Here is an 11,053-nt window from a genome sequence, read left to right as displayed (position 1 = left end):
CCTAAGCCAAATCTGAGCGCCCTGTATTCGTGGTCGAATTCCACCGTTTTGGTGAAATGGCGCCGAAACTGTGATCTCCGCAGACAAACACTGCTTCACTTGTGCAGAACTGAAAACGCATTACCAGCGTTTGGTTCGCTGCACGGTCGCAGGAACGAAGCCTGAGGATGGTGCCCCGGCGCCACAGCATGGATGGTTCGTCAGAAACATGCAATTTCACTGATCAGATCGCACGCTACTGCAAACTGTCGCCAGTCAGCGAAGTTCGCCCGGTTTGTGCCATTGCGATGCTCAATTCTTCACTAAGAGTATCCCACAGTTGTTCCAGGCCTCGTTCGCCAGCGGCCGCAATTGCATATTGCAGAATTCTCCCGATAAAGACAAAGTCTGCACCAAGTGACAGAGCTTTGAGAACGTCTTCGCCTGATCGGATTCCACTGTCGTAGAAGAGAGGAAAATCCGGTCCAAGATCAGTGCGAATTTTTGCGAGCACTTCAATCGCGGCTGGCGCAGCTTCCAACTGCCGCGCACCGTGGCTGGAAACCTGAATGGCATCAACACCTGCAGACACCAGCACGCGGGCGTCTTCAACGTCCAGAACGCCTTTCACCACCAGCTTGCCGGGCCAGAGATCGCGCAACCGGGCCAGCGTGTCCCAGGTGGCGCGCGCCCGGCTTTCGGTCCGGTCGAAGTCATAGCCCTCCATCTCGAAATTCGCCATCACCGGCTTGCCCTTCAGCAGGGTGGTCAGCGACCAGCGCGGGTGCAGGGCAAAGTCAAAGAACTGACGCGGGCCGATGCGGAACGGCATCTTGAAGCCATGGCGTAATTCCCGCGGGCGGCGGCCCACTTCCGGCACATCGACCGTGAGAACCAGCGTCTGATAGCCAGCGGCGCGGGCGCGCTCGGCCAGCTTAAAGGTGCCGCTGCCGTCGCCGCTGAAATAGAGCTGGAACCAGGCATAGCCCTCTGCCGCCTCCAGAATGGTTTCCAAAGGGGTGGAGGCGACGGTGGAAACCCCGTGCGGCACCCGGTAGCGCGCCGCCAGCCGGGCCAGCATCAGGTCGGCGCCGGGGGCCGACAGGTTGCACATGCCCATAGGGGCAATGCCAAAGGGCCGGTCGGCCTCTGCGCCGAAAATCGGGACCGCCAGCGAGCGCTGGCTGACATCCCGCAGGATGCGGGGCCGCAGGGTGATAGCATCCAGGGAGGCGCGGTTGCGCGCCGCCCCGGTTTCTTGCCCGGCGGCGCCGTCGATGTAGTCAAATACCATCCAGGGCAGCCGCCGCCGGGCCAGGCGGCGGGCGTCCTCGGCGGAATGGATGGCGCCTGCGCCCATCAGCCGGCCACGGCTTTCATGAAGCGGTCGCAGATCACCACAGGGTCCATCGTGATCACCGGCATCTTGGCGTTGCCGCTGTCGCATTTGACCACCAGAACTGTGGGTTCACCGCTGGCCAGCGCCTCCTCCAGCGCAGCCCCGGTGTCCTTGTCCTGCACCTCCACCACCCGGGCGCAGCCAGCGGCGCGGGCCATGCCGGCGAGGTCAGTGCGCTGGCTGGTATAGGTCGGCTGATCGCCGGTGGAGCCATAGGAGCCGTTGTCGATGATCATCAGGGTATAGTTGCCGGGCGCGTTGTTGCCAATGGTGGGCAGCGTGCCGAGATTGGTCAGAATCGAGCCGTCACCGTCGATCACGATCACCGGCTTCGGCTGCGCCAGCGCCAGCCCCATCCCGATGGAGGAGGCCAGCCCCATGGTGCCCAGCATGTAGAAATTGGTGGGCTGGTCGTCGATTGCGTGCAGCTCCTGTGATGGAATGCCGATGTTGCAGACCACCAGCTGGTCCCGGAGGATGGGCGCGATCTCTTTCAGGATTTCGGAACGGATCATTGGTCGCCATAGCCTCCCCAGAAGTTGGCGTCGGTCAGGATGGCAACGGGCTTGTTGCACATGAAGGTGTATTTCAGGATGTTGTCCAGCTCCTCGACGTCCCGCTGCCAGTGGAAGTGGTAGGTGGGAACGTTGAGCTGGGCCAAGAGCGCCTTGGTATGCACCGCCATTTCCACCTGGCAGGCGACCGGCTCGCGCAGTTCGCCGCGGTAGGAGATCAGCATCGGCAGCGGCATCCGGTAGTATTGGATCAGCGTTGCCAGCGTGTTGATCGTGACCCCTAAGGCGGTGTTCTGCATGATGATGGCCGGGCGCTTGCCGCCCATCCAGGCGCCGGCGCACAGCCCCATGCCCTCATCCTCCTTGTTGGAGGGGATATGGAAGATGTCGTCGCGCTGGTCGATCTCCTCGATCACGCCGGCCAGCTGCTTGCAGGGCACGGTCGTGACGAAGGAGACGCCGTTGGCCGCCAGATCGTCGGCGATCTTCTTGTCGATATTCATCGTCGGTTGCCTTTGCTTCGGGGTCAGGAGGTGCGGCAGACATGCACCGCGCAGGGCGCGTGGCGGACCACGCGGGCGGCGGTTGAGCCGAGGAAAAAGTCGCTGAGCCCCGGTTTGTGGGAGCCGACGACGATGCAGTCCATGCCGTGCTGTTCAGCGTATTCGACTATGGCGCGGTAGGACCGGCCCTTGATAATCTCCGCCGTGACATTGCCGTGGCCTGCAGTTTTCAGGGCCAGCGCCTCGCGGGCCTTGTCAAAACCTTCGCGCACGGTGTCTTCGTCCAGGTAGGCGGTGACCGAACTGTGCGGCGGCTCGTAGACATGCAGCGCGGTGATCTGCCCGCCGGGATTGCACAGGGTGGCGGCGGCCTTCAGCGTTGTTCCGGACACCCCGTGATCCAGGGCCATGGGAACCAGGATATTGTCATACATGGTTGCTCTCCGTTTGTTTGGGGCGCGCGGTCAGGCCCAGGGGTCGAGGATGATCTTGGGCGCCGCCACCGCACCGCTGCGCAGGTCGCGGAAGGCAGCAGCGCCGTCTGACAGCGGCCGCGTTTCGGGCCAGTCCAGCGGACCAAGGCGGCCGTCAAAGATCGCTTGCGCGGTTTCGCGGAAGTCCTGCGCGGTATAGGTGTAGGTGCCGATGAAGGTGATCTCCTGCAGGGTCATACGGCGGATATCCAAGCCGCCGGTGTCCTCGCCCAAGCCGACATGGGCAATCACCCCGCCGGGCGCAGCAGCGGCTGAGGCGGCGGTGCGGGTGGCGGCATAGCCGACGGCGTCCACCACCAGCGGCACCATGCCCTGAAACTCCGCCACTGCCTGCTGGCCGCAGCGGTCCGTTAGAAAGGCCCTGCGCCCTGTGTTGGGTTCCTGGATCGTCACATCCTCCACCCCCATCGCCCTGAGCGCCAGTGCCGCCGCCAGCCCGATGGCACCGCCGCCGATCACCAGCGCGCGGCTTTCGGTGTCCGGATGCAGCGCCTCCAGCGCCAGCCGGGCGGCGTGCCAGCTGACCGCCAGCGGCTCGGCCAGCGCGGCCTTTGCAAGCGGCACATCGTCCGGCACGGTCACCAGGTTGCGCTCCGGCATGGCCACAAACTGGGCAAAGGCGCCCTCGCGCGGGGGCATCGAAATGATCTGGCGGCTGGCGCAGAGGTTCTCGCGCCCCGATGCGCAGGCAGCGCAGCTGCCGCAGGTGACCAGCGGGTTGATCGTCACCCTTCGGCCCGCTTGCGGCCCGTTCTCGATCACGCCAGCGGCCTCATGCCCCAGGATCAGCGGTGCGGGCCGGCGGCTGTCATGGCCCAGATAGGCGTGCATGTCCGAACCGCAGATGCCGGAGGCGCGGATGCGGACCAGATGATCGCCTGCCCGGCCCGCCGCCATGGGCACGTCGCGGACCGCCAGCGTCTCAACCCCTTCATAAACCAAGGCTTTCATTTCGCGGTGAACCCCCCGTCAACCATCAGGATTTGCCCGGTGACATAGGCCGAGGCCTCGGAGCACAGGAACAACAGCGGCCCGTCGAGATCCTCCAGCCGGCCGTTGCGGCCGACGCAGGTTTGCGCGGCGTTGCGGGCGGCGCGGGTGTCATCTTCGAACACCGCCTGGGTCAGCTCGGTCGGGAAAAACCCCGGCCCGATTGCGTTGGCGGTGATGCCATGGGGTGACCAAGCCTCTGCCATGGCGCGGGTCAGCTGGCCGATCCCGCCCTTGCTGGCGCCATAGGCGATGCCGCCGGGAAAGGCGCGGGTGGTCTGGAGCGAGGCAAAGTTGACGATCCGCCCCCAGCCCTGCTTTTTCATCGCAGGCACCAGCGCCTGGCTGAGGAAGAAGGGCGCCGACAGGTTCAAGGCCAGAGTCTGATCCCAGCCCTCTGCCGTCACTACATCCGCACGTTGCCGCGTGTTGACGCCGGCTGCGTGGATCAGGATGTCCGGCGCGCCGAAGGGGGCCGTGACGGTGTCCCGCAACGCCTCCAGCGCGCTGCGGTCCGCCACATCCGCGACCGCATAAGCCGTAGCCGGGCCGATCTCGGCACAGAGGCTTTCCAGCGCCTCCGCCCGGCGGGCCACTGCGACCACCTGCGCCCCGGCGGCGGCCAGCGCGACGGCCGCCCGCCGTCCCAGGCCAGAACTGGCGCCGGTGATGCAGGCGGTCCGGCCTGTCAGATCGAACAGGGTGCGCGGGTCAGCCATTGGCGGTCAGGTCAAAGGTTTCGTCCGGGAAATACTTGGCCAGCCGCACGTCGGCGGCGCGGGCGTGGCCCTCCATCCCTTCCAGCCGGGCAATCCGCGCCGTGGCCTCGGCCACCGGTTTGGAGCCTTCGCGGGTGGCGCGCTGCCAGGTGACGATCTTCATGTATTTGTGGACCGACAGCCCGCCGGTATAGCTGGCCGCGCGTGAGGTCGGCAGCACGTGGTTGGTGCCCGCGGCCTTGTCGCCGTAAGAGACCGTGGTCTCCTCCCCCAGGAACAGCGAGCCGTAGCAGGTGAGCTGCTGCAGCCACCAGTCCAGATCCGCGGCTTGCACGGTCAAATGCTCCGGCGCGTATTCGTCGGAACAGGCCGCCATGTCCTCGCGGTCCGCACACAGGATCACCTCGGCATAGTCGCGCCAGGCGGCGGTGGCGTTTTCGCGGTTCACCTCCGGCAGGTCGTCGATGTAGCCGGGCACCAGCTGCATCACCTCTTCGGCCAGCGTGCGGTCATCGGTGACCAGCCAGACCGGCGAGTTGTAGCCATGCTCTGCCTGGCTGACGAGATCGGTGGCGACGATATGGGCGTCTGCGGTGCCGTCGGCCAGGATCAGGCTATCGGTGGGGCCTGCGATCATGTCGATGCCGACACGGCCGAACAGGATGCGCTTGGCCTCGGCCACAAACTGGTTGCCGGGGCCGACCAGGATATTGGCCTTGGGCAGGCCGAAGAGACCGAATGTCATGGCCGCAACCCCCTGCACGCCGCCCATCGCCATGATCTGGTCCGCGCCGCAGATATGGGCGGCATAGACGATGGCGGGGGCCACGCCCACACCGGGACGCGGCGGCGAGCAGGCGGCGATGTGCTTGCAGCCGGCCACCTTGGCGGTGGTCACCGTCATGATGGCGCTGGCGATATGGCTGTAGCGCCCGCCGGGCACATAGCAGCCCGCCGCATCCACAGGGATCACCTTTTGCCCGGTGATGAAGCCGGGAGAGATTTCGGTTTCCACATTCTGCATCGTGCTTTTCTGCAGCTCCGCAAAGCGGCGCACATTGCCGTGGGCGAACCGGATGTCGGCCTTCAGCTTCTCCGGCACTTGCGCACAGGCGGCCTCGATCTCCTCGGCTGTCAGCAGCACGTTGCCTTCGTACCGGTCGAACTTGGCGGCGTATTCCAGCGCCTTGGCGTCGCCGCCGGCTTCGATGTCGTCCAGGATGCCCTGCACGGTCTTATGGGTCTCGGAGGCATCCGACTTGGGGGTCAGGTCGGCCTTCTTGAGATATTCTCGGGTCATTTCCAGGGGGTCCTATTTGAAGATATCAGGAAGCAGCGTGGTCGAGATCGGCGGGATGTAGGCGATCAGCAGCACCACGATCAGCATGGTCAGAACAAAGGGGATGGCGCGGGCGGCGATCTTGAGGATGGACTCGCCGGTGATGCCGGAGACAACGAACAAGTTCAGGCCCAGCGGCGGGGTGATGAAGCCCACCCCCAAGGCGGTGATCATCATGATGCAGAACTGGATTTCGTTCATGCCGATGTTGTCGGCCAATGGCTTCAGGATTGGTGCCAGGATCACGATGTTGGGGGTCGTCTCCATCACGCAGCCAGCGGCGATCAGGATGCAGATCATCAGCAGGATCAGCACTGAGGGATCATCGGTCAGCCCGGTCACCGCGGTCACGAACCCCTGCGGCACGCCCATGATGGCCAGTGCCTCTGCCAGCGGGGCGGAGAATGCGATGATCGGCAGGATCACCCCGTTCACCTTGGCAGAGCTGACCAGCATTGCCGGGAAGTCCGACAGTTTCAGGGTGCCTAGCAGGAAGCCCATCAGGATGGTGACGACCACGGCGGTGGCGCCGGCCTCGGTCGGGGTCAGGCGGCCGGAGAAGATGCCGTAGAAGATGATGCCCGGCACGATGAAGGCATACCAGCCGGATTTCAGCGCATGGCCCAGGTTGCCCAGCCACTCGCCCAGCCCCATGTTGCCACCGGTCTCATAGGTATAAAGCCGGTTCATGATGATGTTGGTGATCAGGATCGACACCAGGATCGCTAGGCCGGGGATCAGTGCCGCCAGAAACAGGGTGGAGGCGGAAATACCCAGCACCAGGCCGATGATGATATAGGCGATGGAGGGCGGGATCAGGATGCCGGTGCAGGCGCCCGCGGCCACCAGGGCGCAGGCATAAGGGCGCGGATAGCCGCTTTCGACCAGTCGGGCGATGGTCATCCGCCCGACTGCCGCGGCGCCCGCAGCATCAGAGCCGGAGATTGCTGCAAACATGCCGCAGACCAGCACTGTGGCGGAACCGAAGCCGCCCCGCGTCCAGCAGGTCAGCGCCTCGGCCACATCCAGGAACTTCTTGCTGAGCCCGGTTCTGACCAGCACGTCGCCGGTCAGGATGAACAGCGGAACCGCGGTCAGGGCAAAGGCGTCGATGCCGGTGAACAGGCTTTCGCCGATGGCGCTGAGCGGCAAATCTCCCGACATCACCAGCATGGTGATAGCCGCCGTGCCGATGGCGGCCCAGACCGGCACCGCCAGCGCAATCAGCGCCACGAACATGATCACCGGCAGGTAGAAGTCCCAGCCCAGTTCGACCGTTTGGTTGAGTGAATTCCACAGCATCGCGTAAGGCCCCTCAATCAAACAGCTTGTCGCCTTCAAAGACGGGGGTGCCGTCGCGAAGGCTGCGGTAGTCGCGCAGGAAGGATTGCAGCAGTCGCCAGACCATCAGGGTGAACCCCGCGGGCACCGCCATCAGGAACCAGACCATGGAGACCCGCAGCCCGTGGCTGACTGATCCGAACTTGGCCGAGACCAGCACCGTCTCAAACGACCAGTAGAGCGCCACCAGGGCCACGATGAACATTACCAGATCGCCGAAGATGTAGAGCAGCGCCTTGGGCCGGGGTCCGAGGTAGTGCATCAGAACATCAATGCGGATATGGGCGCGTTCCTTGACCGCTGCCGCGGCGCCGATCCAGGCCAGGTAGATAAAGGAATAGCGGACGATTTCCTCGCCCCAGATCGAAGAATAGGCAAACAGCTCGCGCCGGATCACCTCGATCGCCATGGTGATGACCAGCAGCACATAGAAGGTCAGCAGCAGCCAGCGCTCTGCGTTCTTGTCTATCGTTCGCAGGATCTTCATCGCTATTCCCGGGGTTCAGGCACACCCCCGCAGCCAGCCGGCAGGCTGCTGCAGAAGCGGCGATTTCGAAAGCGGGCGGCCGCCGGTCTCCGGCGTGCGCCCCTGCAGCGCTCAGGCGTCGTGGACGTAGTATTTGCCCTGGGTGCCTGCGGCCTCTTCCAGCTTGGCGAAATTGTCCATCGACCCGGCAAGTTCGGTCTTGAAGGCATCCCACTCGCTGCGCTGATAGCCGCCGGCGTCCTTCCACTCTGCCAGCTGGTCATCGCTCAGCGCATGGAATTCGACGCCTGCCTTGGCCAGTTCCGCCATTGCATAGGCGCGGGCGGAGGGCACCTTGGACAGGTTCTGATGCGCGGTCATTTCTGAACCCCACATCACACCGTCCTGCACGTCCGCAGGCAGCGCGTTGAACCACTCCAGATTGCAGGAATAGACTTGGCTGTCCGGCACCGCCTGGGTAAAGGTCACATGGCTGAGAATGTCCTTGAAGCCAAAGACATAAAGCGCTCCGACGGACGGATCGAGCGCATCCGCCACCCCCTGTTTGATGGCTGAGGGAGTCTCGCCCCAGGCCACCGGCGTCGGGTTGGCGCCGACCATGCGGTAATACTGCTGCAGCATCTTTGATCCCGGCACCCGAAATTTCACGCCCGCCATGTCGCCCGGCGACATTACCGCGTTGCCGCCTTTGCGCACCGCGACCACGCGGGGGTCGATGTTGACATAAAACAGCGCCTTGAAGCCGTTTGCCTCCACCTTGGGATGGACCTCGGTATTCCAGAAACCGGAGTTCACCAGATTGGTGAACCGCTGGTTGGAGCCGCAAAGATAGGGCATGTTGATCAGGTCAACGGTGGAGGCAAAGGGCGCGAAGTTCGACAGCGAATGCTGCGCGGCCTGGATTGTGCCGCCTTGAACCTTCTGCACCAGCGCGCCGCCCGCACCAAGCTGGCCGCCAGGGGCGAGCTTGACGTAGATCTTGCCGTTGGTGGCGTTCTGGATGTTCTCTTTCAGATCCAGCTGCATGATCGGATAGCTGCGCGAGGCACCCAGCACGTATGCGGTCGCCAAGGTCATGATGTGCTCGGCCGCGCGCTCGCGCTCCTTCTCTTCTTTGGCAGTCTGGGCGGCCGCCTCGGACGACCAAAGCATACCGCCTGCACCCGCCACCAGCGCTGCGGTGAATGAGCCGGCTGAGGCCAGTTTCAGAAAATTGCGGCGCTCAGCAGATTTGAGGCCATCCTTGCCATTCGTCATTGTCTTCCTCCCTTGGAAATCCGTCAGCTGCCGTTCTTGTTCTTGTGGTCAGCCTCGCGCTTGAGGATCGCGGCAACGAACAGGACTGACGCCGCAAACAGAACCAGCATCTCTCCGACATCGCTCAGGAAACCGCCGCTGCCAAACGCGCCCAGGGCGACATTGGCAAAGAACACGGTAAAGACGGCTGCAGCAGCAAAGAGAAACATCAGCAGATCCCGATTTTTGATCCCAACACCATTTGTAAGCGCTTACATCAATAATGCAAGCGCTTACATGGGTGGATGGCATCGGCGGCATTTTGTGATAAGACAGGGGCAATGGAATGGCAGGCGTGACATGGGAAAAACCCGCTCAGCTCCGACACTTAACGATGTTGCACGGGAGGCCGGGGTTTCGACCGCGACGGTGTCGCGTTGCCTGAACTCGCCGGAACGGGTGATTGAGCCGACTCGCCAGCGGGTCCTGCAGGCTGTCGAATCACTGGGCTACACGCCGAATTTCGCGGCCCGGGTGATGGCGGCCAAGCGCAGCTTCACCATCGGGGCGATCATTCCAACCATGGACAACGCGATCTTTGCCCGCGGCCTGCAGGCCTTTCAGGATGAGCTGCGGGAGCGCGGCTATACGCTGCTGGTCTCCAGTTCCGCCTATGATCCCGAAGTGGAGCGTGAACAAATCCGTACCCTTGTTGCGCGCGGTGCTGACGGTCTGCTGCTGATCGGTCACGCGCGCGATGCGGAAATCTACGAGTATCTGGATCGCCATCAGGTTCCCTCGCTGGTTGCTTGGTCCTATGATCCGGCGGCGCAGCGGCCGTCTGTCGGATTCAGAAACGCAGATGCCATGTGCGAACTGGCGCGCAGCGTGATTTCAGTCGGCCACCGGCGGATTGCGATGATCTCCGGCATGACGCAGGGCAACGACCGGGCGCAAGGCCGGGTGGAAGGCGTCAGGCAGGCGATGGAGGCGAGCGGACTGGACACCGGCAGTTTGACACTGATCGAGACCGCTTACGAAATTGACAAGGGAGCGGAGGCCTTTGGGCGGCTGATGGCCTTAACTCCGTGCCCGACAGTTGTAATGTGCGGTAACGACGTGCTGGCGGCTGGTGCTCTGCGTGAGGCGCACAGATTAGGAATTCAGGTGCCGGAGCAGGTTTCGGTGACAGGATTCGATGACATCGAATTGGCGGAGATCGTCAGCCCAGCCCTGACTACTGTTCATGTTCCTCACCGTGAAATGGGACGAAAGGCAGCGTGTGAACTGACAGCAATTGTGGAAGGTAAATCGGAAGGCCGGTCGATCTGCATTAATACCAGAGTTGTTACCCGTCACTCATTGGCAAAGCCGCCATATCAGTCATAGGGAAAATAGTTGCTGCTGTTGTTGGTGCATCTTGCGGATTTGGAAGCCTTTTCCTCTTGAGCGTGAAAGGCCGCTCGTTTCCAGTTCGAAACGGTTGACCACACGGATACCGCAAACTTACACTTTGCCCCGCTTCTCGGCTGCAGAGGCAGGCCCCAGCGAATGGGCAGATTGAAAACCGCGCTTCAGTTTGGCTTTCAAGGACCGCTATGGCGACACCGGATTGCATCGCATCAATAGGTTGCCGCTGCAGCGAGCAAATGCGGCGTCAGCAATAGCTGCGCAAGCACAAGGCGGCTTTGTCCTTGTGTGGATGGCGCCTGCTTTGCAGGGAAAAAATGCGTTGACTGCGCGGTTGGTCAGTACAGTCCTGTGTCCGGCCTTTGATCGCGGCGTCGATACTTGCCGCTGGCCTTGATGGGTTCCATAAATCTGCTCCCAATCAGCGACGCGAACCTGTGAGTTCAGGACAAAGCACGGGAATTCAGGTTTTCGGATGACCGCACGTGCCATCCGCTGCCCGGCAGGCGATTTGCGCAGCAAATCTGCCGAGAGGGGGGCATTCGTCTTGCAATTCGGTTTTGTTTGGCTTGGAGTTCGCCCCTGTTTCCGGACAGTTTGATTATTGATCCTATGCGGCAATTCTCCAAGTCATGGTTTCG

Annotated in this window: 12 protein-coding genes; 1 reads left to right on the top strand and 11 read right to left on the bottom strand. The window is 62.9% G+C overall.

Annotation, left to right across the window (positions count from 1 at the left end; translation table 11 throughout):
• Nucleotides 1-235: 235 nt before the first annotated feature.
• The 11 genes from L1069_RS22845 to L1069_RS22795 form a co-directional block, all read right to left on the bottom strand.
• Complete coding sequence (locus tag L1069_RS22845; RefSeq protein ID WP_237457171.1) at nucleotides 236-1,339, bottom strand: alpha-hydroxy acid oxidase; 1,104 nt, start codon at nucleotides 1,337-1,339, stop codon at nucleotides 236-238.
• On the bottom strand, nucleotides 1,339-1,893 hold the full coding sequence (comE, locus tag L1069_RS22840) for a sulfopyruvate decarboxylase subunit beta (protein WP_237457170.1): 555 nt from the start codon (nucleotides 1,891-1,893) through the stop codon (nucleotides 1,339-1,341). Before comE ends, L1069_RS22845 begins: the two co-directional genes overlap by 1 nt.
• A complete protein-coding gene (comD, locus tag L1069_RS22835) occupies nucleotides 1,890-2,396 on the bottom strand; it encodes a sulfopyruvate decarboxylase subunit alpha (protein WP_237457169.1) in 507 nt (168 codons plus the stop codon). The genes comE and comD overlap by 4 nt, the downstream gene beginning before the upstream one ends.
• Nucleotides 2,397-2,419: 23 nt before the next feature.
• On the bottom strand, nucleotides 2,420-2,830 hold the full coding sequence (locus L1069_RS22830; RefSeq protein ID WP_237457168.1) for a universal stress protein: 411 nt from the start codon (nucleotides 2,828-2,830) through the stop codon (nucleotides 2,420-2,422).
• Between the two features lie 30 nt (nucleotides 2,831-2,860).
• On the bottom strand, nucleotides 2,861-3,841 hold the full coding sequence (locus L1069_RS22825) for an alcohol dehydrogenase catalytic domain-containing protein (RefSeq protein WP_237457167.1): 981 nt from the start codon (nucleotides 3,839-3,841) through the stop codon (nucleotides 2,861-2,863).
• Entirely contained in the window at nucleotides 3,838-4,599 is a 762-nt protein-coding gene (locus tag L1069_RS22820) for an SDR family oxidoreductase (protein WP_237457166.1), read from the bottom strand. Before L1069_RS22820 ends, L1069_RS22825 begins: the two co-directional genes overlap by 4 nt.
• Nucleotides 4,592-5,899, bottom strand: a complete 1,308-nt coding sequence (gene hisD / locus L1069_RS22815; RefSeq protein WP_237457165.1) for a histidinol dehydrogenase — start codon at nucleotides 5,897-5,899, stop codon at nucleotides 4,592-4,594. The genes L1069_RS22820 and hisD overlap by 8 nt, the downstream gene beginning before the upstream one ends.
• A 12-nt stretch (nucleotides 5,900-5,911) precedes the next feature.
• Entirely contained in the window at nucleotides 5,912-7,240 is a 1,329-nt protein-coding gene (locus L1069_RS22810) for a TRAP transporter large permease (RefSeq protein WP_237457164.1), read from the bottom strand.
• 13 nt (nucleotides 7,241-7,253) lie between these two features.
• The gene (locus L1069_RS22805; protein WP_129369586.1) at nucleotides 7,254-7,766 is read right to left on the bottom strand and encodes a TRAP transporter small permease; all 513 of its coding nucleotides are present in this window, start codon (nucleotides 7,764-7,766) and stop codon (nucleotides 7,254-7,256) included.
• Nucleotides 7,767-7,877: 111 nt separating this feature from the next.
• On the bottom strand, nucleotides 7,878-9,023 hold the full coding sequence (locus tag L1069_RS22800) for a TRAP transporter substrate-binding protein (RefSeq protein ID WP_129369587.1): 1,146 nt from the start codon (nucleotides 9,021-9,023) through the stop codon (nucleotides 7,878-7,880).
• A 23-nt stretch (nucleotides 9,024-9,046) separates the two neighbouring features.
• A complete protein-coding gene (locus L1069_RS22795) occupies nucleotides 9,047-9,232 on the bottom strand; it encodes a hypothetical protein (protein WP_129369588.1) in 186 nt (61 codons plus the stop codon).
• 130 nt (nucleotides 9,233-9,362) lie between these two features.
• On the opposite strand from L1069_RS22795, the gene L1069_RS22790 reads away from it, so the two are divergent.
• Nucleotides 9,363-10,391 (top strand): LacI family DNA-binding transcriptional regulator, encoded by a 1,029-nt coding sequence (locus tag L1069_RS22790; protein WP_237457163.1) that lies wholly within the window; start codon nucleotides 9,363-9,365, stop codon nucleotides 10,389-10,391.
• The last annotated feature ends 662 nt before the right edge of the window (nucleotides 10,392-11,053 follow it).

Origin of the sequence: Leisingera sp. MMG026, assembly GCF_021654205.1 — a bacterium.
Taxonomy (GTDB): Bacteria; Pseudomonadota; Alphaproteobacteria; order Rhodobacterales; family Rhodobacteraceae; genus Leisingera.
This window is presented reverse-complemented; position numbering and strand designations above follow the sequence as displayed.

Coding starts and splice junctions, on each gene's coding strand:
- L1069_RS22845 (WP_237457171.1), bottom strand. CDS start 1,339: ATGGGCGCAGGCGCCATCCATTCCGCCGAGGACGCCCGCCGCCTGGCC.
- comE (WP_237457170.1), bottom strand. CDS start 1,893: ATGATCCGTTCCGAAATCCTGAAAGAGATCGCGCCCATCCTCCGGGAC.
- comD (WP_237457169.1), bottom strand. CDS start 2,396: ATGAATATCGACAAGAAGATCGCCGACGATCTGGCGGCCAACGGCGTC.
- L1069_RS22830 (WP_237457168.1), bottom strand. CDS start 2,830: ATGTATGACAATATCCTGGTTCCCATGGCCCTGGATCACGGGGTGTCC.
- L1069_RS22825 (WP_237457167.1), bottom strand. CDS start 3,841: ATGAAAGCCTTGGTTTATGAAGGGGTTGAGACGCTGGCGGTCCGCGAC.
- L1069_RS22820 (WP_237457166.1), bottom strand. CDS start 4,599: ATGGCTGACCCGCGCACCCTGTTCGATCTGACAGGCCGGACCGCCTGC.
- hisD (WP_237457165.1), bottom strand. CDS start 5,899: ATGACCCGAGAATATCTCAAGAAGGCCGACCTGACCCCCAAGTCGGAT.
- L1069_RS22810 (WP_237457164.1), bottom strand. CDS start 7,240: ATGCTGTGGAATTCACTCAACCAAACGGTCGAACTGGGCTGGGACTTC.
- L1069_RS22805 (WP_129369586.1), bottom strand. CDS start 7,766: ATGAAGATCCTGCGAACGATAGACAAGAACGCAGAGCGCTGGCTGCTG.
- L1069_RS22800 (WP_129369587.1), bottom strand. CDS start 9,023: ATGACGAATGGCAAGGATGGCCTCAAATCTGCTGAGCGCCGCAATTTT.
- L1069_RS22795 (WP_129369588.1), bottom strand. CDS start 9,232: ATGTTTCTCTTTGCTGCTGCAGCCGTCTTTACCGTGTTCTTTGCCAAT.
- L1069_RS22790 (WP_237457163.1), top strand. CDS start 9,363: ATGGGAAAAACCCGCTCAGCTCCGACACTTAACGATGTTGCACGGGAG.